This window comes from Ruania zhangjianzhongii (genome assembly GCF_008000995.1).
Classification (GTDB): domain Bacteria; phylum Actinomycetota; class Actinomycetes; order Actinomycetales; family Beutenbergiaceae; genus Ruania; species Ruania zhangjianzhongii.
In genome coordinates this window covers 2,473,425-2,496,528 of record NZ_CP042828.1, presented here as the reverse complement: position 1 = coordinate 2,496,528, position 23,104 = coordinate 2,473,425, and the positions used below count along the sequence as shown (strand labels likewise).

17 protein-coding genes are annotated in these 23,104 nt (G+C 64.0%); 4 read left to right on the top strand and 13 right to left on the bottom strand.

Annotated features, from left to right (window positions below; translation table 11 throughout):
- Positions 1-4 precede the first annotated feature (4 nt).
- From pglZ to FU260_RS11550, 5 genes are read right to left on the bottom strand one after another with little or no spacing between them, the layout of a single operon-like run.
- Positions 5-2,503, bottom strand: coding sequence for a BREX-1 system phosphatase PglZ type A (gene pglZ, locus FU260_RS11570; protein WP_147917201.1), 2,499 nt, complete (start codon positions 2,501-2,503; stop codon positions 5-7).
- Complete coding sequence (gene pglX / locus FU260_RS11565; RefSeq protein ID WP_147917200.1) at positions 2,503-5,985, bottom strand: BREX-1 system adenine-specific DNA-methyltransferase PglX; 3,483 nt, start codon at positions 5,983-5,985, stop codon at positions 2,503-2,505. Before pglX ends, pglZ begins: the two co-directional genes overlap by 1 nt.
- The gene (brxC, locus tag FU260_RS11560) at positions 5,985-9,443 is read right to left on the bottom strand and encodes a BREX system P-loop protein BrxC (protein ID WP_147917199.1); all 3,459 of its coding nucleotides are present in this window, start codon (positions 9,441-9,443) and stop codon (positions 5,985-5,987) included. The genes pglX and brxC overlap by 1 nt, the downstream gene beginning before the upstream one ends.
- A gap of 4 nt (positions 9,444-9,447) precedes the next feature.
- Positions 9,448-10,050 carry a DUF1788 domain-containing protein gene (locus FU260_RS11555; RefSeq protein ID WP_147917198.1) on the bottom strand — a complete coding sequence of 201 codons (603 nt, stop codon included), beginning with the start codon at positions 10,048-10,050 and terminating at the stop codon, positions 9,448-9,450.
- Positions 10,047-10,694: a DUF1819 family protein gene (locus FU260_RS11550; RefSeq protein ID WP_342355256.1), complete on the bottom strand. Its 648-nt coding sequence runs from the start codon at positions 10,692-10,694 to the stop codon at positions 10,047-10,049. Before FU260_RS11550 ends, FU260_RS11555 begins: the two co-directional genes overlap by 4 nt.
- Before the next feature lie 494 nt (positions 10,695-11,188).
- On the opposite strand from FU260_RS11550, the gene FU260_RS11540 reads away from it, so the two are divergent.
- Genes FU260_RS11540 through FU260_RS11530 form a run of 3 tightly spaced genes read left to right on the top strand, consistent with a single transcriptional unit; the run spans position 11,189 to position 13,368 of the window.
- Positions 11,189-11,965, top strand: coding sequence for a C-terminal helicase domain-containing protein (locus FU260_RS11540; RefSeq protein ID WP_147917197.1), 777 nt, complete (start codon positions 11,189-11,191; stop codon positions 11,963-11,965).
- Positions 11,966-12,019: 54 nt separating this feature from the next.
- The gene (locus FU260_RS11535) at positions 12,020-12,970 is read left to right on the top strand and encodes a hypothetical protein (protein ID WP_147917196.1); all 951 of its coding nucleotides are present in this window, start codon (positions 12,020-12,022) and stop codon (positions 12,968-12,970) included.
- A gap of 41 nt (positions 12,971-13,011) precedes the next feature.
- Complete coding sequence (locus FU260_RS11530; RefSeq protein WP_147917195.1) at positions 13,012-13,368, top strand: hypothetical protein; 357 nt, start codon at positions 13,012-13,014, stop codon at positions 13,366-13,368.
- Positions 13,369-13,788: 420 nt separating this feature from the next.
- Here FU260_RS11530 and FU260_RS11525 read toward each other — a convergent pair whose 3' ends face one another.
- The gene (locus FU260_RS11525) at positions 13,789-14,574 is read right to left on the bottom strand and encodes an 8-oxoguanine DNA glycosylase OGG fold protein (RefSeq protein WP_147917194.1); all 786 of its coding nucleotides are present in this window, start codon (positions 14,572-14,574) and stop codon (positions 13,789-13,791) included.
- A gap of 188 nt (positions 14,575-14,762) precedes the next feature.
- On the bottom strand, positions 14,763-15,911 hold the full coding sequence (locus FU260_RS11520; RefSeq protein WP_147917193.1) for a PcfJ domain-containing protein: 1,149 nt from the start codon (positions 15,909-15,911) through the stop codon (positions 14,763-14,765).
- A 309-nt stretch (positions 15,912-16,220) separates the two neighbouring features.
- Between FU260_RS11520 and FU260_RS11515 the strand changes: the two genes are divergently transcribed.
- Positions 16,221-16,913, top strand: a complete 693-nt coding sequence (locus FU260_RS11515) for a hypothetical protein (protein ID WP_147917192.1) — start codon at positions 16,221-16,223, stop codon at positions 16,911-16,913.
- A gap of 89 nt (positions 16,914-17,002) precedes the next feature.
- Here the strand turns inward: FU260_RS11515 and FU260_RS11510 are convergent, their stop codons facing one another.
- The 6 genes from FU260_RS11510 to FU260_RS11485 form a co-directional block, all read right to left on the bottom strand.
- Positions 17,003-17,392: a cytotoxic translational repressor of toxin-antitoxin stability system gene (locus FU260_RS11510; protein WP_147917191.1), complete on the bottom strand. Its 390-nt coding sequence runs from the start codon at positions 17,390-17,392 to the stop codon at positions 17,003-17,005.
- 35 nt (positions 17,393-17,427) lie between these two features.
- Positions 17,428-17,880, bottom strand: coding sequence for a prevent-host-death protein (locus tag FU260_RS11505; RefSeq protein WP_147917190.1), 453 nt, complete (start codon positions 17,878-17,880; stop codon positions 17,428-17,430).
- Positions 17,881-18,078: 198 nt separating this feature from the next.
- Positions 18,079-20,340: an arylsulfatase gene (locus FU260_RS11500; protein WP_147917189.1), complete on the bottom strand. Its 2,262-nt coding sequence runs from the start codon at positions 20,338-20,340 to the stop codon at positions 18,079-18,081.
- A 37-nt stretch (positions 20,341-20,377) separates the two neighbouring features.
- Positions 20,378-21,199, bottom strand: a complete 822-nt coding sequence (locus FU260_RS11495) for an ABC transporter permease (protein WP_147917188.1) — start codon at positions 21,197-21,199, stop codon at positions 20,378-20,380.
- Positions 21,196-21,960 carry an ABC transporter permease gene (locus tag FU260_RS11490; RefSeq protein WP_147917187.1) on the bottom strand — a complete coding sequence of 255 codons (765 nt, stop codon included), beginning with the start codon at positions 21,958-21,960 and terminating at the stop codon, positions 21,196-21,198. Before FU260_RS11490 ends, FU260_RS11495 begins: the two co-directional genes overlap by 4 nt.
- Positions 21,961-22,034: 74 nt before the next feature.
- The gene (locus tag FU260_RS11485; protein ID WP_168211752.1) at positions 22,035-23,099 is read right to left on the bottom strand and encodes an ABC transporter substrate-binding protein; all 1,065 of its coding nucleotides are present in this window, start codon (positions 23,097-23,099) and stop codon (positions 22,035-22,037) included.
- Positions 23,100-23,104 lie beyond the last annotated feature (5 nt).

Genomic DNA, 23,104 nt, shown 5'->3' with positions numbered 1-23,104 from the left:
CGCCTTAGAAGTCGAAGTCCGATGTGAAGGATCGCTTGAGGGTGTACGTCGCCTTCTCGTAGACCCGCCACTGGTTCGTGTGAGAGATGCGTTCTTCGAGGCGGAACTCCACGGAACGGTTGTTGTAGTCGTCGGAGTCCTTGCTGAGCAGCAACTGAAGGCGCTGGTATCGGTCTCGCTGGTCCTCTGAGGTGGAGTCGAATGTCAGTTCAGGCGGCGGGTCGTTGGAGATCAGCGTGTCCCCCACGTAGAGGCCGGCACGGAGTACACGCGGCCGCACCTTGTCGCTCACTGGCTCAGCTTGGGCGAGATTCACGACAAATTGCCCGGTGGTGATCTTGTCCTTGTCCGGCATCATCTTGACGTTGACCTGGCGGGTGTCGCTCTTGCGCTTCTTATTGATGACGAGGACAGGTACGACGACCTCCTGCAGCGTCGCGCCGCCGTGGACGAACCGCGAGCCGCCGCCCGCGACCTTGAGCCGGTGGATCGACTTGGGGATCTGAACCTCGATGTCGCTGTCGAGTCCCAGTTGTTCGGCACTGAAGGTGGTGAAGGCGTCGTCGGCCTTCAGCCCGTGCCCGAGGACGTAGCGCCGGTTGGGCACGAGAATCTTGTCGCCCTGAGGCTTCTCGGAGAGGAAGAACTGGTCGGGTAGGGCCTCGTCCTGGAACAAGAAGCCGTGGTCGGCGGTGACGAAGATGTTGGTGTAGTTGGCGTTGGCGGCCTTCTTCGCCAGGTCGACGATCTCCCGCAGAGCAGTTTCGGTGGCCTCGAAGACGCTCTGCTCCGAAAGGTGGTCGTCGCCGGTCTTGTCGATGGTGTCGTGGTAGACGTACAGAACTCGGTTGGCTTTGAACAGCCCGCGACGAGCGTCGGCGGACATGCCGCGGAACTGCTCAGCGCGCACTGCTGTGCCGCCAACCGACTCAAGAATCTTCGCGCGTGGGCCCGTGCCGTTCGTAGGCGCCCCGTCGGCGAGCACGGTCTTGCCGTCCTCGGAGTGCTTCAGCGTGCGGTGGGGCAGCAGCGCTGCCATGCCGAGTTGGGTGTAACTCGGCAGCACGCCGAGTACGGCGTCAAGGTCGGCGTCGAAGCGGTCCTCCTGCCTGATTCGGCCTCGAAGTTCGTCAGCCACCTCGTAGCGGAGGGCGTCAGAGATGATCACGACAGACTTCTTGTCCTCGCGGACCAACTTCTCGATGTAGTCGCCGTAGAACTTCCGCTGCGATCGAAGCGTCGCCGAGGTCCACTTGTCGGCCGCGTCGACCTGCTGCTGCCAGGCGTTCCCGAGCTCGTAGACGAACGTGTTGATGTATCGCTTCTCGACCTGCTCGCGCAGCGAGTCAAGCGGGTGGGGTCCTTCGTAAGTCCGATGGGCGTGGGTGAACTGGCGGTAGAGCTGGTCGATGCGGAACCACTCGCCGCGGTAGCGCTCCAGCGCCTCATCGAACGACGACAGTGAGACGTCAAGGGACGCAACCTTGGCGAGAAGATCTGCCGCCGCACCGATCGCTGCGTAGAGCTGGCCGTACTGATCGATCCACAGGCTTCGCTGGCGAACGCTGATCACCTCGCTCACCTCACGTGCTGTCACGGTTTGGTCCGTCACAGCCTTGACGAGATCGCGGATGATCTGTTTGTCGGTTTCCTCGAAGATGTCATCGCCCACCAGGTCACGGAACGACTTACCCTGCACCCGACCCGCGTAATCGAGGTCAGACTCAGCACGCTTTGCCAGCTGGAGCAGGGCCTTGGAGCTGTCTGGGTGGAAGCGCCAACTGCCGAAGTCTCTGCGCAGGTTGTGCAGCGGGCCGGACGCGTCGCCGGCGAAGTCCCGTTCCGCGGCACGGAAGACCCACAGCACGAAATCGTCGACGCTCGGCGACGGCTCCTTGTAGCCGTAGATGGACCCCACTCCCTGCCAGAAGAAGTCGGCGAGGCCCAAGTCGACGAGGCCGTCGTACCTCCCACTCTGTCCCTTGGCGTTGGCGATCAGCAGCGTGCGGGTGATCTCCTCCAGGCTGTGTTGCTTTTGGCCGAGCATCACCGCCGACATCTTGGCTCGCAGCCGGTCGGCGTCGTCCTCCGGGCTGAGCAGCACCTTGAGGCTGTCGACTCGCTTGCTCGCGTTGAAGAACTTGTCGTGGTCCCGGATGACCTCGTCGATGCCGTCGGCGGTCAGGCCAAGGTCTTGGGTGACGAGCGAGCCGCGGTCCGCTGTGAAGACGCCGTAGGCGAGCTCCAGGTCGAGGAGCCAGTTGCCGACACCGGCGGGGACCTGGCCTTGACGGTAGACGAGGAACTTGTCCTTCGGGTGGTCGTGCAGCAGTCGGTTCTTCACCGCGCACTCATCGTTAGAAACACGGACCACTGTGACGTCCGGAAGACCAAGGCTGTCGAGATCGGATGCGTACTGACCGTCCGTGTCGTGCCAGAACACGACTCGGTGCTCAGCGAAGCGGCGCTCCAGATGTGGGCGCAGTGCTGCGACCTGACCCATCAACGCCCCCCCAGCTTCGGAGCGTCGTTCAAAGCTGCGCCGAACTTCGGGTAGTTGGCCTTCACCCCGTCGTCGAGGTCGATCTCGATATTCTGCGACGCCAGGGGGTAAAGGACGTCGTGTTCGTACTCCTCCAACTCCAGCAGCACCTTGCGGAGTCGCTCGGCTTCCTTGGCGTTGTTGGCGCGCTCGGCGTGCTCCATGCTCGCCCTGAGCTTGGCCTGGAACTCCCGCAGATACTCATTGAGCACGGTTGAGACGGTCGCCGGCGTGTAGCGGTGCATGTAGATGAGTGCGTTGAACGAGCCCTTGGGGCTGGAGAAGAGCCAGTAGATCGGGCGCTTCTTGTACCGCTGGACGTGGTCCTTGTAGAACGACTTCACGAAGTAGGCCCGCAAGCTCTTCACCCCGAGCGACTCAGTAACGAACCGCAGGTTCTCCTCGAAATGCTGCTCCCCGAACGCCGCACGCAGGAACTGGCGGAACCGTTCGGCGATGTCATCCTCGAACCAGTCACCATCCACGATCGGGATGACGTTGTCGGCATCAGGCATGAACGTCGGGGATGGCACCTTCGCGAGGTAGTCCTGCATCGTCGCACCCTGATCGGCAAGGATCAGCCCTGGCTCATCGAGGCTGTAACGGCCGAACATGCAACCCACGGCGTACGAGACAAGATCCCGCACGAGCTCACGCGCAAGCAGTCCTTCCGCCTCGCTCGCCGCGGTCTTAGGGAACCGGAAGGAGGGGTTAGCTGAGAGCGTGATGTGTACCGATGCGACATCAGGCTCGATTTCCCCGTCAAGCCCATACGCCGACGCCAAGAGCCGATTGTTCATCTCCTCAAGCTGTTTCGCCTGTGCGGTCGCCACTACGCCATCCGCGACAAGTGATGCAACCCTGGATGCAAGCGTGCCGTCGACACCCGCTAGCGGAGACCGCGCGAAGCCCACGGACCGCTCGCTGCTGTCCCAGTCCGATCTGTGGAGTTCCACGAGCTGAGCGACGTTGGCGATTACAGTCTTGCGATCGTCATGGTCGAGCTTTGGGAAGGGCAGACGTGCGACTTCACCCACATTGATGGCGATCGTCGGGTTGATTGCACTGATGGCCTCATTGGACACACGCGAGTTCAAGATGCCGAGGATCAGGTGGAGATCCTCTTCACTATCTGCAAACCCAGCCGACCCCCGGCCGTCGAAGAGCTGCCCCGCCGGCATGAACCTGAAGGCATTCACCGCGGACGTGAAGTCAGACCAAGTGATTCCTTGACGGAAGATGTGATCCAAGTTGTAGTTGTGGGATCGGATGCGTCCAGCCTTCTCATCCGCAAACCCGCGGATCTCCTTGCCATCCGAGGCCCAGTTTACTGCGAACTCAAGATTTCCGTACCACTTCCTGAAGTCACCCCCCTTCTGATACGGATACCACCGCCGTCCAGACTCAAGTGCATCCTGCCTCGACGCAGCATCAAGCTTGAGATCGCTCAAACTGACTTCCGGCCAAAGGCGCAAGAATCGATCGTTGTTCGCCGTAGACATCCCAAGCCGGGTAACGAAGTGCGCGGAAAGAGACTCGGCCGAAAATGCGCACCGGAACGTGTCGCTCACCCAATAGGCGATGGGCATGCCCGGAATCTCCAAGAACTTTCGAGGGTCAACCTCGGAGAGTCGCTCGTTCCGCACGGGGAAGGTCAGCGGAACGCCAAACGGGTCTGTCTCGTAGTACCGGACGCATTGGAACGACCCCGCAGACTCGCCTGCCTTGCGGTTGGCGATCACGGTCGCTGCCGTCCCGAAATTGATGCCCATCGGCGTTCCCCCCTTACCGAGGTAGGGCATGTGCACCATCGCGGCGATGGCCTTGCTCGTGACGATCAGTTCCCGCAAGTCTTTGTATGCGCGAAGGAACATCCAGGACTCCATCGTCACGAGCGCGGAGTAGCCCTTGGCCTCCAACATCTCAAACGATCGCTGAATGAACATGGCAAACAGGTCGGCCTTGGAGTCTGGGTAGCGCTCCTTGGCGAAGTCGCTGAGCCGGTCGTCCATGTTCCCGTTACCCATGTACGGAGGATTCGTGACCACGACGCAGTACGCGCGGCTGAGGTACTCGGCTTGCTCTACGACCCGTTGCGCCCACTCAAGTGCGTCAGCCAACAGGAGGTCGCCGCCGTCATCAAGGCGTCCGATGTGCGCCTTGAGGCGGAGCGTGAGTTCGTTTTCGGGCCGAATCAACGAGCCAAAGGTGTCAGCATGCTCGAACTGATTCCAGAACGCCTCCTCGGCGTGCTTGTCACCGTCCTCGGTGACGAGGAAGTTCAGCTCGTCCGGCGTGAACGCAATCGGGTCGAGAACACAGACGTTCGGCTCGACCGGATTCTTGAGGAAGAGCTTGCGCCTAGCGGTGGACTTCATCGTGAGCGCGAACGCAGCCAGTGCTCCCGCGCGGGGGTCGATCTCGGTGCCGTAGAGGTTGTGGGTGAGGATCAGGCCCGGGATCTCCGACGGCGCGTAGCCCTCCTCCTCGTAGATCGAGTAGAGGAGGTCGAAGGCGTAGGTCAGCATGTGGCCGGAACCGCAGGCAGGGTCGATGACCTTCAGCTCTTCAGGCTTGCTGATCCTGAGGAAGTCGGTCTCCTCGTCGACCGGGGCGATGTAATAGTCCATCTGGCTCTGCAGGTCCGAGCTCGGGCGGTTGAGCATCCAGAGACGGCCGAGGGAGTTCTCGACGAGGTATCGGACGATCCAGTGCGGGGTGAAGAGCTGGGTGGCGGCGGGAATCTCATTGGCGCCGGCCTTCTTGTTCTTCTTGAACCCGGCGAAGACTTCGTCCTTTCGCTCCGAGATGTAGAACTGGTAGAGCCATCCGATGACCTCGACGTCCTGGCATACGTCCGCCGTGAGCACCTTGACGGCGCGGTTTGGCACCGAGTCGTCGGCGAGGAGGTTGGCCGGGATGAGCAGTTCGGTGAAGTCGCCCTCGCGTTCGAACATGAACGGCATGGCCTTGTGCCAGTGGTTGCAGTACGCCTCCAGCAACAGTGCATACGCCTCACCCTGGGGATCGCCGCTCCCCCGGCTGCCGTCAAGCAGCGCAACCACGGTCTTGCGGGTCGCGTCGCTGACGATCTCGGGGTCGACAACCCCACGCTTGGCCTCGGCGAGGACCTCCGGCTGCCCGACCTCAATCCCCGCCTGCGGAGAGACGACACCGATGCCGGTGTATCCGTTGGCGTCCATGAACCGGAGCGCGATGATCCGGTTGAACCACGTGTAGGCAACCTTGTCTGCGACTGCGGCGCGCCCCTTCTCGCCACCCCCCGCGGCGGCCACAGCCTTCTCCAGAGCGGTGACTGCCTTCGCCTGCTCTATCCGCTCGGACGAGCCGGGCGCGAGCACCGCAGCGATGCGCGCGCTGACCTCACGGATGAGCGCCGTGCGAGCCCACGTGGCGAAGTTCTTCAGCGGTGCGGTTTCCATCAGAGAGAGATTCGCTTTCCGTCGTTCAGAGTCTGGACGAGCGCGGTGCGCAGAGCTTCGAGGTACTTGTCGACGTCCGCGTCCGATTCAAGGACGCCGGACACCCCGGACACGTGAATCGTCTTGACCGAGACAGTTTGCTTCGGAGGCGGAGCCCCCTTGCCCCCGTCCTTGGGTGAGGCCGCCAACAGATCCAGCAGCGCTGGATAGGTTGTCGACTCGAAGTCGGTTGCGATCTGAAGGATGAGCGCGGCCTGATTCTCGTTGCCAACCCGCGCGAGCGTGGATTCAACACGACTGAGGACTTGCTGTTGTGCCTCAGCGGTCGCTCCGTCGTAGGCCGCGCTGGCGAGCAGTTCCGCCTTGCGCCCCTCGATCGCGTCAACGGCGCCCGAGCGCTTTGCGGCGACGATGTCGTCGATCTGTGCGAGAAGGCCGTCGACGGCCTGTTTGAGTTGCGCCATCTTGTTGCCGCGAAACGCGTTGCGGTCCCCGAGCGCACCCTTTACAGCTTCGTCGCTGCCAGGGGGTAGGTAGCTGAGGTTGCCGCCGTGGGCCGAGAGGAAGGCTTCCGCCTCGTCGTAGATCGCCCGCTGTGCGCCGTTGAGGAAGGACTGGATCGGGTCGATCAGGTCTTCCTTTGCCTCCAGTAGGTCGTCGCCGAGGTTGAAATCGCCCAAGTACCACTCGTCAGACTTGCCGACTGTCTGCTCCAACAAGCCAATCGGTCCGCTGAGCTGCTCGACGAAGGGATACTTCGAACCGTTGACGATGGCCTTGATCTCGTCCAACTTGCCCTTGAGCATGTCGGCACCATGGCGAGCCAGCTCCATGGGGTCCTTGGGCGGGTTGCCCTCGTCGAAGAAATCGCTGCAGAACTTCCGGAAGCTGGCGACCTTGCGCTCGTCGAAGGACTTCTGCGGGGCGAGAACCTCGTGGGAGTGCTTCTGGGTGTTGCGCAGTGCCCCTGCGACCTCGGTGCGTTTGAGGAGGTTGCCATCTACGGTCAGGGTCACCTTGGACTTGCCGATCAGCGACGCGACGATGACCTCGATGGCGGCCAGGTCCCACCCATAGGGCTTGGCCTGGAAGGTGTCGACGATGGACTTCATCGTCACCTGCTCGCCCTGTGCCACCTTGCGGGTGATGGTGGAGAGCACCTCGTCGGCGGGCTGGTTGATCTTGTGCGCGGGATCGGCGAACGGGCTGTCGGGCTCGACGGCCTGGGCCACCTGTTGTTCGCTGTAGGTTGCGCCGCCCAGCAGCTTGAGTTGGGTGTAGGTGCGGCTGACAAGCTCCTGGAACCCTTCGGTAACGCGACCCACGGCATCCTGCGAGGTTGCCTGCAGGTCGGCGGCGTTGATGATGAGCTCCGCCTTGCCGACAGCGGTTTGGATGCGCTGGATGAGTTCCTTCTCGCGCTCGCGGTTCAGCACCGCCTTCGACTGGAGGATCTGTTGCTCGATCGCGGACAGTGAGGTGGTCTGCTTCCGCTTGATGTATTTGTCTGTCTTCAACCCGAGCCGCAGGTCGGAGAGCATCCGCTCGTCGGGGTCGAGGACGACGCGCACCTCGTCCTTCCCGGCGCTGTGCATCCGGGTCTCGTCGGCCGTGTAGGGGTACTCGGGCGTGATGAAGTGGACGGAGAGTTCCTGCTGTCGCCCATGGACCTGGTCGTCGAGCTTGAAGCCGAATGGGAAGTCTTGGCCGTTCTTGGCGTAGCGGATCTTGTTTGTCTTGATGACGTCCTGGGAGAGGATCTTGAACAGCTGGGCGCTGACCTCGGAGGAGTCGACGTCGACGTTCTTGATCTCCTCCTCGATGACCTGTTCCTCGTTGGTCAGGTACTCGTACGCGTTGCCGGTGCGCTGAATGTAGGTCTGTCGCTCCAGCTCGGCGAGTGCTTCCTTGACGTCTTCAGTGAGTGCAGGCAGGTCGAGGCCGAAGCGGTCGTAGACCAGGACGGTGAGGTTGCGGGGGGTTGCGTGGAAGCTCTCGACGTACTTGACGAGGAAGAGGGCCTTGAGCAGCCGGATGGCGAGGTCGTTGTCGAGGTTCCGCTCGGCAGTGAGGATCTGCTTCTGCGCTGCGGTCTTCAGGGACGCGCGGATGCCGGCGAACATGTGGTCGAACGTCGCGAGAGTGCCGATCTCGACGTTGCCGATGTCCTTGGCGACTTGCTGAACGACACCGAGCATCGACCGCTCGCCGACTGAGCTGTTGCGGCCCTCGAACGCGTTGTGGTCCGAGATGCCCTCGATCGCCTGCTGGAAGAGCGGGAACTGGTAGCTGACGAACGGGTAGGTCCCGACGAAGTGGTCCTCGTCGGTGTAGTTGCGATAGGTCTTCGCCCCGTCGACGAAGTTGAACAGTGTCTTGAAGTTGGCCGACTCCTCGGCGTAGATCGCCTTGAGCGAGGACTCCCCGCGGTCGTTCTTGTCCAGCAGGCGCTTGCGGATGACCTCTTCGACGTCGGCGCTGGTGAGCTTCACGCGCGTCTTAAACCGTGCCTGGATCTTGGAGAAGTCATTGCCCTGCTGCTTGGTTTGGTCGCCGACGACCTTGTCCATGTCTTCCTGCGAGGTCACGATGACCCATGCACGCCCACCGCACTTGGTGTTGAGGCTCTCGGCGATGGTCTGGAGATTGAGCATCAGGTGGGTGTTGGAGCCGATGAACTGGCCGACCTCGTCGACATAGAAGTTGAGGCGGTACCCCTCGGGCTGCTTGTCGAGCCATCCCTTGACCTCGTCGGCGAAGTCCTCGATCGAGACCGCATAGGAGGTCTGGTACTGCTTGATGATCCCGCTCGTGGGTTTGCCGTCGACCTCGGCGAATGCGGCGTCGATGTTTGCGCCCTCCAGAGCGCTCTGCTCACGCCCTTGCGTCCACGGGATGTCGGCGATGTGCTCGAATGCCTCCTTGAAGGCGCCGTACTGACCGCGGCTGTCGAGGTCGCGCTCGAAGCGGGCCACGTGGCCTTGGTTGCCGTAGTAGCCGCGGCTCTCGTCGAAAACCTTGACGAAGACCTTGAGCAGGGCGTCGGCTTGGTCCTTGGTGATCAGGGTGGCCTTCTGGTCAATGTTGAACAGCAGGCTCTTCGCCGGGATTCGCGCCGCCTTGTCGAGCAACGGCGGGAGGAAAGCATCGGACGCTTTGGATCGGAAGGTCTCGACGACTTGGGTGCGGTCGAACTCCTGGCCCTCTACATCGCCGAGCAGGTGAGCCAACATTTTCAACAGGTGCGACTTTCCAGAGCCGAAGAAGCCGGAGATCCAGACCCCGTTGGCGTTGGTGTAGTTGGTGTACTCCTCAAGCAACAGTTCGACGCCCTTGGCGGCCTCGTTGGTGAGGACGTACTCCTCAACCTCAGTGCCCAGGTGCGCGACGTCGTCTGCCTTGATGACGCCCTCGATCGGGCGCTGGACGTCCTTGGCGAAGATCTCGTTCAGCTGCATCGGGTCACGCTTCCTGTTCCAGGATGTCCTTGGCTCGGTAGTACTGGTCGTCCTTCAACCGTCCAAAGAGCACGAGCGAGGAACCGAGGGTGTCGGACTGCTCGTAGCGGCCGGGGAAGAACATGAGCATGGGCTTGCCGGTCACGACGCTCTGGAGGTTGTTGAGCACGTTGTGGGACCGGATGAAGGGGAAGACTTCGCCGATCCCGGTGAGGAACAAGATGTCGAAGTCGACGTCCTCGATCTTGGACCGGATGGCCGGAGCGATGTGGAGTTGCGGGTCCAGCATCGCTTGGAGCATCTCGCGGAAGTCTTCCTTGTCTGTGTCAGCCTCGACCGCGAGTACACGCTCCCACACGCCGCGGTCCTTGAGGATCTCCACCGCCAAGTCGTAGAGATTGACCTCGCGCACTGTGATGCCCTTCTGGCTGAGCTTGTTCTTCACACGCTTCTTCGCCTGTGCGACGGCGAGTGCGGACTCAGGCGGATAGGGGTAGATGAAGAACGGGACCTCGTTGCTGAGGCCCTCCATCTGGAGGAATCGCCTACCGCTAAGGACGGCGAATAGGTGCTCCTCCTGCTGGTGCAGGTCGAGTGCTTTGCTCATACAACACCTCTCGACGGGAAGAAGCGGATGTCGCTAGCGAGGGTGTGTGCGAGGTGAGCCGACAAGACTGCTTGGACGATACGCCCGTCTTCGGACAACAGGCCTGACTCGACGAGCATCCTGAACACGTTGGAGCGGAGCTTTCGCAACGTTGATTCCTTGAGGTTGGCCACTTCTTCATGCCAGAGGGCCTTGCCCCGGATGAAGCTGTCGAAGTCGTCGTAGTCGAGGGTCGTGCCGAGCACGAGGAACCGCTCGTGCAGGACCTCTTCGGCGAACTCACCTATCAGGTCATAGCGGCGGCAGGTCGCGGCCCACATGAGGCAGCCGCGTTCGGTGGGTGTCGCGTCGATGAGCAACTCCAGCTCGGTGTCGCTGAGAACCGAGAGGCGCTGGACAATTTCGCGGGCGAGACGGGAGCCAGATGAGCGGGTGCGGGTCTGGAGGAGGTTGTCCTCCTCGATCAACCGTCGGACCGTGGCCCAGTCATGCTCGCGCAGGTAGAGAGGCGCGGCCACGAGCGCTTCGCGCACCAGGAGGGCACCGCTGGTGAATGAGAGCGCGTAGCGCGGCGACTCCCCCATGATGGGCACCTCCTCCGGGCGAATAGCAAAGTAGATCAGGATATCGGAGCCGTCCGACACGTGTGACAGACGGAGGTGGATCAGCCCAGCGGACCCTCCCCTGCGGGGGCATCGGCACGGCCCGAGCCAAGCCGTGCAGCGACTTCGCTGGCGTGGGCCACCGCGAGGCGGTCGACCTTCTGGGCCGGCGTCGCCCTGTCGGAGATCCACGAGTGGGCCATGTCCTTCGTTACGCCGAAGTAGTCGGCTGACAGTCAAGGTTCGGACACGCCTGTGCAGCCTCCCGTTCAGCAATTCGCGATCTTGTTGGACGCATCCGAGCCTAGTCGAGGATGATGCGTGCTCTTGCGGGATTCGCACCGCGCCTCTACAAGTGGGCGGCGCGTCGTGGTCGGGGTGCCTACTGCGCCCGTGGGGGAAGAGAGAACGGTCATCGAGGTGACTCCGTGGCGGTCCAAAGGCAGAAGCAGCTGGCGTTCGGACGGGGAGCTGACGGCCGCCTTCGAGCCGAGTCCTAAGCGCTGGCCGGAGCCTCGCCGGCCGAGCGGGCGCGGATGCTGGCCGAGCGGATCGGAATGGCGGCGTCGGTGCGGGCGGTGCGCAACGTGGTGCACGATGTGCGCGTGCGTGGCGGGCGGATCTCGGTGACGGAGCGGAATGTCAGGTCGCACGTGGCGGCGCGGTTCGGGCGAGCGGCCTCGGACGAGAAGGCGGAGGCACGGGAGGCGACGGTGCACGACGGGTACACGTCGCCGTTCTGGCCGTTCGTGCTCGCGAGCACGTCGGTGGGTCAGGAGGGTCTGGACTTCCATACGTACTCCCATGCGGTGGTGCACTGGAACCTGCCGAGCAACCCGGTGGACCTGGAGCAGCGCGAGGGGCGGGTGCATCGGTACAAGGGACATGCGGTGCGCAAGAACGTGGCGGCGGTCCACGGTGCTAAGGCGGTGACGCCATCCGGGACCGACCCGTGGCAGGCGGTCTTCGATGCCGCCGAGGCGGATCGCCCCGAAGGCGACTCGCTGATCAACCCGTACTGGGTGTTCCCGCTGCCGGGTGGCGCCACGATCGACCGCTACGTGCCCGCGATGCCGCTTAGCCGTGAGGCGAAGCAGTACGAGCAGCTGCAGACCACGCTGGGCGCCTACCGGTTCGTGATGGGCCAGCCGCGGCAGGAGGACCTCGTCCGGTACCTGGGGCCGGACGTGGAGCGGTTGCGGATTGATCTGGGCCCCCGGTCGTCGGAAGCTAACTCGCAGAAGGCCGGAAAAGTGTCAGAAGCGCCCTCGCTTGTCACTGGTGCATGGGAACATCTGAACTATCGGGACTGAACACAGGCTCCGAGTTCGGTCAGTATGCTCGCCTCATTCCCGAAAGGTGCCCCTATGCCTATCCCCCTCGTAGTTGTTGGCCTCGGCGCCGTAGTTGTCGCCGGCGCCGGTGCGGCTGCGCGCGGTGTCCAACAACACGTCGTAGCGCACCGCGAACAAGGGGCCGTGGTCGAAATGCACGCAGAAGCTCTGGGTGAGCTTGAGCGCATTCAGACCGCTACCAACCAGACAGTGACCGACTATGGGAACCGTCAGCTCCAGGTACAGGGGCAGACGATCGGCCGATTCGTACGGTGGCTCGAGAGCCACCAGAAGCTGGTCCGGCGTCTGGACGGGCAGGTAGTAGACGGCATCGAGTTGACAGTCCCGACACTGAAGGTCCTGAAGTTCGACCTACAGCAGGCAGCCGGAGGGATCACCAGCGTTGCTTCCGCGGGCGCAGCTGGCTTCTCAGCGCAGGCAGCAGCCCTATGGGGAGTCGGCTCACTGGCTTCAGCGAGCACCGGCACTGCAATCTCGAGCCTCAGCGGTGTCGCCGCACAGAACGCTACCCTTGCTTGGCTCGGCGGCGGACCGATCGCCGCCGGCGGGGCCGGTGTGGCGGGTGGGACGATCGTCCTCGGTTTCATCATCGCGGCCCCGGCTGCAGTCGTGGCCGGCACAACCCTCGCTTGGTCTGGGACACGCCGACGTCGAAAGGTCGCAGAGAACGCCGCTGAGGCGCGGGTGCAAATCGAGTCCATGCAGGCAGCCGGCGATCTGACCCTTCGCATCGGCGACCGCGTGAACGAACTCCGCGACGTGCTCAGCGCAACCGCGACCCGAACCGAAGACGCGCTCAGCGAACTCGAAGGATTGGACTTCGACCCTGATGCTCACGGCCCACAACTACTCCGGGTTGTAACGTTGATCCGAGCACTGCGTGAGATCCTCAAGGTGGCTGTCATCGACGAAGACGGTCAATTGACAGAAGCGTCAATCCAGATCGTTGCGAGGTACCGGTGACAAGTAAGTTTGCAGGAAACAACCAGATTCCAGCCTCTGACATGTTCAGGGCGTTCACCACTGTCGTCGAATCGGTCTCGAAGTGGCTGGAGGAAGAGCGCAAGACAAAGGTCGCCGTCACGACCGTCAACGCACAGCGCGACACGGCCATCGCTGGAATCGAAGCACAGCGGGACTTTCTGCTCCGCTCCCTGGACCTAGTGTTCGACGAGCGACGAAGCGCGTTCGAGGACCTCTTCGCCCGGCTCGACGTTGCTCTGGCGTCACAAAACCAGCAGGCGGTGACCGATGTGCTATCCGCGATCACCACGCTGGCAACCAAGAATCCATTCTCGGAGCTCAAAGATCATCGGATCGTCATCGAGCAGTTTCGAAGCGATGAAGCGTGGGAGGTCTGACACGCAGCCACACGAAGTGGTGGGAGTCTCGTGGCCATTTGAGACTGTGGGGGCCACCGATCGGAACTGTGGCTCGCGGCCAGACCGGGAGCTGGCACCCGTCGGGTCGTGGCAGCGTCTACCGCTTCGGTGGGTCGGGCCCGCCAGGACGTCTTGATCAGATGCATGGGGCTCGACGTGGAGTGATTGCGGATCGACCAGACTCCGTCGAACTCGGGCGAAACCACAGCCCCCGCAAATTCGGGTCGCCGACGATTGTCAATGGACAATGGGATGTCCCTTGACAGCAACTACGTTGTGAGCCAAAAGCATGGTCTCCACAGGTCGCGAGACCGGGGCAGATACCCGCTCGGGTGCGTCTCCGGCGACACCTACACAGCGCGCGCTCCCGATGTTGAGCCATCTGGGCAGAGCGAGCGGTCAGCGCTTCGGGGGTCCATCGAAGAGCCCGAACTCGATCTCATCCGCCACTACTAACCGGCCAATATCAGCAGATGCCGTCTTGGCCCAAGAGCGCAGCAGGTAGCAGTAGTCCACGTACGTGTCCGTATACCAGTTGGCACTAAACGCGGTTCGGCTGGCCTTCTTGCGCGATGAGGGGTGGATGTCCCAGCCGATCGTGGGGTCGTAGAGGGCCTTGGCGACGCGGGCATCCAAAATCGGGCAAATGCGCTCACTGTCCTGGTCGCTGTTGAAGTAGAGGAACTTCGTGTAGAAAGCTGGGCCCAGGCCACTGACCTCGCCGCCGCCTCGCCGGATCAGGGTGGAGTAGGCGGTGCGGGCATCGCCCTCTCGGGCGGCCGCGGCAGCATCGCGCAGTAGGTTGACGTTCCTGTGTTCGTCCTCCGCCTGGACGAAGGAATTGATGCGTCTGCGGTTGTTTCGGACGAACTTCCCACTGCCCCAGATCACCACATGCCAGAGCAGGTTGAGGACGTCGTCGTCGGACTTCGCGTCTCGCGCCAGTTCGAATAGGTCGCCGCGAGTGAGCCGAGCGGCGCCGCGGTCGTTCGGGTCGACACTGACCTTGAACCGGCCCTTCGGCCACGTCTCCACCCTGTCGAGTTCCCTCTGCCACCAGTCCAGCCGCAACTGGTTCGTGTCGAAGCCATGATCGGTGATGTAGGACTCGCGTGTCTGGTCCTTGAGTTTGTCGAGGACCCATTCTGGCGGCTGTAGGCCATCGGGAGGCGGGGTAGCTGGCATGCGCCCACCGTACAACGAGGCACCGACACCGCAGGGCCGTTCGCGTCGCGAATACAGCTCGCCGGTGCGCATCTGTTGCGCGACCGTGGGAAAGTGAGCAACGCAGCGAGACAATCGTGTTCTACGAGATCTAGATGGAACCGAAAGTCGGTATTTTACCCCGAAGACCCGACAATTCCCTTAACACATCACGCTGCGGTGCAGCCGATGCGGCCCTCATAGGTCCCGCTGCAGTCGACGCCACGGCCGGTCAGGAAAGCGACGATGTCATCGTGCTGCTCCCGTGGTAGATGCTTGTTGAAGCGACCGAGCAGCTGACGGAGGTTTGGCGGCGGGCCGGGTTCGATCTCGGCGTTGGCCACGAGCGCCCCGCCGTCGTAGATCCCGAGCAGGTGCACCGTCCCATAGAGCAGTCCCTGCTCATAGGACGAGATACAGTTTCGCGCGGCACGTCCCCAGTCCAGGAGGGTCTCAGGTTCGGTGGCGGTGAAGACTCGCAGCCCACGCTCGGTGATTCCCGTCAACGCTGACCGCTCGCTATCGATGCGCGCGCGATCGTGGACCTCGGAGCCGGCCGAGCGCATCCTCTGGCGAGCCCGCCGGGCGAGGTTGTCGATCCGAGCGGTGTGGTCATGCAGTTCCTCCCATGTCCGTAGCCGCACGGGTGGGGCAACCTGCATCCAAGTCAGATCTCTTATCTGCTGGCTCGTCAAGCCAGTGACGTTACGGGTCAACCGGCGCAGGGTCACCTCATCCAGACCGCGAAGGTGCGGTCTTAGGTCGCTCTGAGGTACCTGGCGGACCCACCCGTCGAGACGGTGGTCTTCAGCAGTTGCAGTGTGACGTTGCAGCAGCGTAATGACCCAGTCAGTTGGTACCAGTCCGCGCATCGACCAAGCCGCGAACAAGCCCAGCGGACGCGCCCGAGCAACAGCTTTGACGAGATCCTTGCGGTAGCGGGAAGCACCGAAAAGGTTCCGAGTCAGGTCGGGGATGTTGTCTACCCTCCAGAAGTTGCGAGTGAAGGTCTGGTGTTGGATGGTCAGGCGATCGTGCTCGCCAAGCAGAGGGTGCATCTCGAGGAAGTGTGGCGCTGGGCCCAGCAGCTCACCGGCTAGGTCCCGGAGCGCGTCAGAAATGGTCTCGTCACCGGCGTAGAACGCGAACCCGAAACGTCGTTGACCCGAACGTGACCAGACACGACGAAAGATCGCCTGGCGGCCTGTCGGCAAACGGCGCAGTACTGTGATCGCGCTGGGGAACCAACGCGTGTACGGCTTTCCGTTCGGACTGGTTCCGACCACTCTCCACGAAAGCGATTCGGTAACCGAGACCACCTTGCCGTCCTTATCCGCGCGCGCTGTGTAAAGGGTCCGCAGCGCGGATCGATATCCACGACCAGGTCGCACGTAGCCCACAGGAATGAGAGCGTCGCTGCGGTCAAAGACAAACGCTCCAGAACGGGTGGTGCTAAGCGGCAGTCGGCCGGTGTAGGACAACGGTGGTTCGGCGCAGTGGGCCACCTCGCGGGCCTCGATTCTGGACAGGTCTGGATGGGGTCGTCGAAGGGCCCTCACGCTAGATCCCGCCGGTGACAATCGCGGGGTCCGTTCCACCACGCTCACTCCGCCGTCAACGGGGTACCGATGGGCGGACTCGCACCAGCGACCCGCCAGCGGCGCGTGCGCGCGAGCATCACCGCGCGGGACCGGATCGATCTGGTGGAGGTGGTCCGCAACGGGGAGGTGGTCTGGTCCGGAACCGGCCCGACGGCGCAGGCTGGGTCGGTCTTCAGCGGTCTGGTCAGTTTGAGCGTGGGGTGGGGGCAGGCCGGAACGACCACCGACTGGGACGTGCAGCTCGAGATCGAGAACGGGACGCTCACCGAGGTGGAGCCGCGACTACGCGGGATCGACATCGTCGACCCGCTCAGCCCACCGCCGTCGGCCTATGCCTTCAGCTCGTGGGAGCGAACCGCGACGAACACGGTCCGCTTGCGGACCCGCACCGTGGCCAACCCGACCGTGATGACCGACGCGACCCAACAGCTGGTGCTCCGGGTGTCCGGCACCGATCGCACCGTGGTGCGCGCCGTGGTGAACGGCGTGCGCAAGGCGTACACCGTGGGTGAACTCCGTTCGGGCCCGCGGTCCGGCTACACCGCGGGGTTCGTCAGCCCGGCGTTCCAGTTCCACCGCGCCGTCGCAGATGGTGAGCGGGAGCTAGAGGTCGACGTTGAGGACGTGCGCGAACCTGCGGGACGCGACTGGTACCACGTGCGCGTGCGGCAGACCAACGACCAGTGGGCGTTCGGGACTCCGACGTGGGTGAAGGCCTGATGCCCTCACGGGCACCGGCGGGGATCGAACGGAGTCGCCCATCGCAAAATGCCTGATTGCTGATTGACCAAACCCGCCGTCGATGTCGGTCAGCCGTCCGCAGGCTTCGCCCAGAACTCGTTCATGCGCTCGATCGCCTCAGCCCGGGTCATCGTGGCGACCTCCGCCTCCGGAACTCCGGCCGAGTGGATGAGTTGCCAGGCAAGGCCTGCCGGGAGGGCATCCTCACGGGCCGCGGGTGCCGACCCGCGAGATGGTCGCGCACCGTCCTTCACGCAGGCCCAGAACTCGGCCTCGGTGACATCCAATTGTTCCCGGAGGATGTGAGCCCACAGGCTGGCGCCGTAGGTCGCTGCGTTGACCGGATGCGAGATGCGGGTCCGTAGCACCCGTCCGTCTGGCAGGGGAAATTCGTAGGTGACGTGGTGGCTTGCCTTCTTACCACGCGCATTGCCGACTCGCGTCCAGCCTTCCGTCATGCAGAACTTGTTGTGGTCGCGGCGGCTCCCCGGATTCACGCGCCTGCCTCGACGCGCGGTTCCTCCCCGCCGAGCACCCACGCTCGCAGTTCACCGTCGGAGGACAACTCAATGAGCTCGACCACCGCGCGGTTGTCCACGTGATTCGGAGCGGTGTGGAGGTGGTCATTCCACGCTTCCGCATACTCGCGCAGTGCGCCGAGCGCGTCGTCAACGGCACCATCGAACGTTTCAGCGTCGCCGTGTACCGGCAATCCCGGGAAGATGACGGCCCACCCACCGCCTTCCGCCACGACTTGAGCGTCAGCAGGACGAAGCAGCGAGAGCATCCTGCGCTGTTGCTCGGCACGCACGACCACAAATTTGTCGCTGCCCCTGGTGACCGACGTGACGAGACCCGAACCGGCAGCATCCAGCACATCGCGCAGGTGCTCGCGCGTGTGCGTGTACGACGGGAAGTGGCGGGTGACTCGTGCGGACGTGTCCATGAATCCATGATCCGCTTGGATGGGTAAGTACGTCAAGTACTTCCCGTACCTGATAGTCGAAGGATGCCAACTGTACCGACTGTGCCACGCTCCTTGGTGCACTCCCGGCGAGATGCGCCGTCGAGCAGGAGAAGCCCCAGCTAGTACACGGTGAGCGCACCGGTGACGGTCGGTGCCGGTGCGCTCACCCAGCGCTGCTCAGTCGATGACCTCGTGCACGTCGTGCGGGCCGTCGGGGTGCAGCTCCACATCGACCACGCTGAGAGTTCCCGTGAACGGGAAGCCGCCGGCGAGGTCGACATCCCAGGTGACCGGGGATCCTTCCGTATGCCCCACAGTAAGCCCCTGCCAGCCGATCAGGTAGCGCGCCGTCGAAGCGATCTCGCCGTTGCCGATGATCGCGCCGTTGCAGACCAGTTCGGTGCGGGCCTGCCGCTCGCCGGTCTTGATCACGCGAACCCCGAATTCCGCGATCGCGCCGGCGGGCAGGATCCCCGAGCTGCGGTACCGCGTGCCCTGGTGGTTGTACTCGTAGTGCAGGGCACCCTCGTGCACGTACAGGATGTGCCCGCCGTTCACGTCGCCCTGAGCCAGGAGCACACCGCTGTCCAGCGAGGTGGCTTCGACGCGGGCGAGCAGATCGTAGGAGCGGTCGTAGATCAGCGGGGTCACGCCGCCGGGGACCAGGCTCATCCCGCGGTGGAGCCGGTAGGAGCGGAAGCGCCGGGGCGAGACCGGTGAGTGGTACTTCGCGGCCCGCTCGGCGAAGTTGCGATCGTCCAGCGGGAACACGCCGTAACGCTCGGCCTCCGCCCACCAGCGCTCGATCAGGTCCGCCAGCCGCTTCGGCTCTGCCTGCGCCAGGTCGTGGCACTCGGAGAAGTCCGCCTCCAGGTGATACAGCTCCCAGACGTCGTCCTCATAGCGGCTGTGCCGCTCGTGGTAGGCCACCGCCTTCCAGCCGTCGTGCCAGATCGCCCGGTGGCCGTACATCTCGAAGTACTGCGTGTGCCGCACGCTCGGCGCCTCCGCCTCGGCGAAGGTGTACGACATCGATTCGCCGTGGATCGGCATCTGCTCGACCCCCTGGTAGGTCTCTGGGATCACGGCGCCGGTCGCCTCGAAAATGGTCGGGGCGATGTCGATCACGCTGTGGAACTGGTGGCGCATCGGCGTAGAGTCGTCCCGCGCAGCCGCGGGCCAGCTCATCACCATCGGCACCCGGATGCCCCCGGCGTGCACGTTCTGCTTGTACCGCTTCAGCGGGGTGTTGCCCGCCTGCGCCCAGCCGTGCGGGTAGTTCGTGTGGTTGCGAGAGCCGCCGATGTCGTCCAGATCCTTGAGGTTCTGGGCGGTGCTGACGGCGTCGCCGTTCTCGAACGCGATCGTATTGGTGGTCCCGTCCAGACCGCCTTCCTGGCTCGCCCCGTTGTCCGACATCAGGACGATCAGGGTGTTCTCCGCGGTGCCGAGCTCGTCGAGTCGCGCCCGCAGGCGGCCGATCTGAGCATCGGTGTGGTCCACCATGGCCGCAAAGGCCTCCTGCATCCGCGCCATCACGCGGCGGTCGTCGTCGGTGAGGTCGTCCCACGCCTGGACGCCGTCGTTACGGGGGGCGAGCTCGGTCTCCGCCGGAACCAGGCCCAGCTGCTTCTGCTTCTTCAGGCGCTCCTCGCGGACGGCGTCCCAACCGTGGTCGTAACGGCCGCGGTACTTCTCGAGGTACTCCAGGGGCGCCTGGTGCGGGGTGTGTGCGGCGCCGAACGCGAGGTACATGAAGTAGGGCTTGTCCGGTGCGAGGGACTTCTGGTCGGCGAGGAAACCGATCGCCTCGTCAACCAGATCCTCGCTGAGGTGGTAGCCCTTCTCGGGCGTCTTCGGGGCAGGTACCCGAGAGTTGTCCCGCACCAGCTCCGGGTAGAAATGGTCGTTCAGGCCCTCGATGAAGCCGTAGAAGCGGTCGAAGCCACGCCCCAGCGGCCAGTGCTCGAACGGCCCGACGCTGGAGGTCTGATCCATCGGGGTGAGGTGCCACTTACCGAAGGCGGCCGTGGAGTAGCCGTTCTCCCGCAGCGTCTCGGCGATGGTCGCAGACCTGCGGGTGACCGCCCCGCGCTTGCTCGGGTAGCCACTGTCCGCGTTCGAGAGCAGGGACATGCCGATGGAGTGGTGGTTGCGGCCGGTCAGCAGGGAGGCGCGCGTCGGTGAGCAGAGCGCGGTGGCATGGAAGTTGCTGTACTGCATGCCCCCGGCAGCCAGCGCATCGATGTTCGGGGTGTCGATCTCGGAGCCGTAGCATCCGAAGCTGCCAAAGCCCACGTCGTCGAGCACGATCACGATGACATCCGGGCTGCCGGCCGGCGGGCGGGTCGGCTCCTCCCACCAGGGTTCGGTGTCGGCGTACGTCTTTCCGACGGTGCGGGAGTCGGCGTCGGCGGATGAATCGGTCCGTCTGGTCATTGCTGTTTCGTGTTCCTTCGGTTGTGCGTGAGGGTGGTCAGGCGGCGACCCGGGTTCGCTGGCGGCGTGGCCGGCGAGAGTCACTGCGCCACGGCATCAGGAGTCGGCCGGTCTCGCGCAGGAGCGCGTCGAGCGCGATGCCGACGAGCCCGACGGCGATCATGCAGACGACAATCGGGTTCGGGTCTGCCTCGAACTGGTAGAACTTGAACATCAGCTGGCCGATGCCGCTGGTGCTGCCCACGCCGACGCCGACGGCCAGCTCGGCGGCAATGACCGCCGCCCAACCCAGTCCGATCGCCAGACGCGCCCCGACCAGCAGACCGGGCACGGCGCCGGGCAGGATCACCTGGAAGACGACGTCCATACGGGAGCTACCGAACGTTCGAGCGGCGTTGATCAGCGACTCCCCCATGTCCCGCACGGCCGCATAGGCGTTGAGCACGACGGGGAAGAACGCTGCGTAGGCGATGATCGCGATGGCGGTCTCGGAACCCGTGCCGAGCCAGAGGATCGCCAACGGCACCAGGGCGACCGGCGCGATCGGCCGGACCGTCTCGATCAGTGGGTCGAGCACCTGATAGATCACCCGCGAGCGGGCCATCACGATCCCGGCCACGGATCCGACGACCAAGGCGATCACGAACCCTGCCGCAACCCGGACGAGGCTGGTCAGCAGCGACCCCAGCAGGGTGCCGTCGATGATCATGTCTCGGCCCTCTGCCAGGACGTCCAGCGGCCGGGGCACATTGGCCTCTGTGCTGCGGGTCAGGTACCACCACAGCAGAACCAGGGCGACGATCGCGACCGTGCCGAGAGCGAGGCGCCGCACGAAGGGCGAGTTGTCGGTGCGATTCACGCGGCCTCCTTCGCCGACCAGGGGGCGATGACGTGCTGCAAGCCGGTGATGAGGAAGCTGCTCAGGGCGCCGAGGATGCCGATCACGACGATGCCGGCCATCATCTCCGCCGACATCAGCATCTGCCGCGCGAAGGACAGCTGGTAGCCGAGCCCCGAGCCTGCGCCGATGAGCTCGGCCGCAACCAGAGACATCCACGCTGTGCCCAGACCCAGACGGAGCCCGACGAAGATCGTGGGCAGCGCGCCCGGCAGGATCACCTGGGTGACCACCCCGAGCCGGGGAGTGCCGAAGGTCCTCGCGGAGTTCACCAGGTTCGTGTCCACTTCCCTTACGCCGGCGATGGTGTTGAGCAGGATCGGGAACGCGGCGCCGTAGAAGATGATGAACAGCACCAAGGTGTCGCCGAAGCCGAAGAGCACCAGAGCGAGCGGGATCCAGGCGATGCCGGAGATCGGTCGCAGCATCTCCACTACTGGGTCGATGACGTCGCGCAGGGTTCTGGACATGCCCATGAGGAGACCGAGGGGCACACAGCTCACGACGGCCAGGAGGTAGGCGATGGCGAGTCGTCTCAGGCTGATACCTGTGGCCTCGGTCAGCGTTCCGTCACTGATCATCGCCGCCAACGACTCCGCGACCACGACCGGCGTCGGCAGGATCACCGGGTTCGCGGTAACCATGGCGATGATCTGCCACAGCACGATTGCTGGGAGAAGAGCACGCAGGTACCACCACACACGGGTGAGAGTTCGGTTCACTGGTGGGACTCCACTGACGTCTGGCAGATGGGCGGGAGCATCTCCTGCTCATCCATCGCGGCTCGTTTCGTCGGTCACGGCGCCTCCCAGCCGTCCAGCTCCCACTGCGGCGCGCCACGGGCGTCATCGGTATCGGTGACTTCGAACTCCTCAGGTGCCGGCGCCGACTCGGCGCTGTCATACGCCGTCCCGGCGGGCTCGCTCGCCTGCTCGAAGATGGCGACCGTGTCCTCCCAGGTCAGCGGTGCGTCGATGACCTCAGCCGTGTGCAGCGACTCCGACAGCTTCAACAGGACCTGCCCGTCGCCGTTCGTGGCCCAGGGCCAGCCGCGACGGAAGAGCAACTCGTCCTCGACGATCCGGGCACCGGCCTCGACGTCCTCGCCCCAGTACTCGGTGACCAGACTGGCGACGTCGGCTCCCTCCATCTCCATCAGCGCGGAGATCGCCGTCTGCTGGGCTTGCAGGAAGGCGGAGACAACGTCGGGATGTTCGTCGATCATCGCGTCACGCGTCACCCAGAAGGACCGGTGAGCGTAGAAACCTTCGGGTGCGAACGTGGACTCGTCCGCGCTCGGGTAGTGATGCCCAGCGCCCTCGCCCAGCTCGCCGGAGTAGCCATCCTCGGTCTGGCCGTAGCTGTTCGCCACGGCAATGACGTTGTCGTTCTGTGCGATCTCCGCCAGGTAGGCCGGGTGGATCGTGATGGTGGCGTCGACGCCTTGTGGCACCTGCGCAGCGGCGGCGGGCGACGGGGTATCCACCAGAGAGATGCCCAGGGCCTCGACGTCGTTGGTGCCCAGCTCCGCTTCGAGCATCTGCAACAGGCACAGGTGCGGATCGCCACCGATGGTCACCCCGACACTCTTACCCTCGAGGTGTGCGATGTCGGTGATCCCGGAGTCCTTGCGGGTCACCAGCAGGAACCGCATGGAACCCTCACCGACGCCGATGACGCTGACCGCTTGGTCCTGAGCGCTCGAGCGAACCACCGGGGTGTTGCCCCACATGCCGAAGTCGAGGCGGTCGGCCAACATGGCCTCTACCTGGGGCGCGGCTGACGGGAAGTCCTGGTACTCGACAGTGAGGTCGTAGCCGTACTCTGCGGCAGCCTCCTCGAACAGTTGGTTCTCGAACATGTACT

Coding starts and splice junctions, on each gene's coding strand:
- brxC (WP_147917199.1), bottom strand. CDS start 9,443: ATGCAGCTGAACGAGATCTTCGCCAAGGACGTCCAGCGCCCGATCGAG.
- pglX (WP_147917200.1), bottom strand. CDS start 5,985: ATGGAAACCGCACCGCTGAAGAACTTCGCCACGTGGGCTCGCACGGCG.
- FU260_RS11505 (WP_147917190.1), bottom strand. CDS start 17,880: ATGGACACGTCCGCACGAGTCACCCGCCACTTCCCGTCGTACACGCAC.
- pglZ (WP_147917201.1), bottom strand. CDS start 2,503: ATGGGTCAGGTCGCAGCACTGCGCCCACATCTGGAGCGCCGCTTCGCT.
- FU260_RS11510 (WP_147917191.1), bottom strand. CDS start 17,392: ATGACGGAAGGCTGGACGCGAGTCGGCAATGCGCGTGGTAAGAAGGCA.
- FU260_RS11555 (WP_147917198.1), bottom strand. CDS start 10,050: ATGAGCAAAGCACTCGACCTGCACCAGCAGGAGGAGCACCTATTCGCC.
- FU260_RS11540 (WP_147917197.1), top strand. CDS start 11,189: ATGCTGGCCGAGCGGATCGGAATGGCGGCGTCGGTGCGGGCGGTGCGC.
- FU260_RS11535 (WP_147917196.1), top strand. CDS start 12,020: ATGCCTATCCCCCTCGTAGTTGTTGGCCTCGGCGCCGTAGTTGTCGCC.
- FU260_RS11500 (WP_147917189.1), bottom strand. CDS start 20,340: ATGACCAGACGGACCGATTCATCCGCCGACGCCGACTCCCGCACCGTC.
- FU260_RS11530 (WP_147917195.1), top strand. CDS start 13,012: ATGTTCAGGGCGTTCACCACTGTCGTCGAATCGGTCTCGAAGTGGCTG.
- FU260_RS11515 (WP_147917192.1), top strand. CDS start 16,221: ATGGGCGGACTCGCACCAGCGACCCGCCAGCGGCGCGTGCGCGCGAGC.
- FU260_RS11525 (WP_147917194.1), bottom strand. CDS start 14,574: ATGCCAGCTACCCCGCCTCCCGATGGCCTACAGCCGCCAGAATGGGTC.
- FU260_RS11485 (WP_168211752.1), bottom strand. CDS start 23,099: ATGTTCGAGAACCAACTGTTCGAGGAGGCTGCCGCAGAGTACGGCTAC.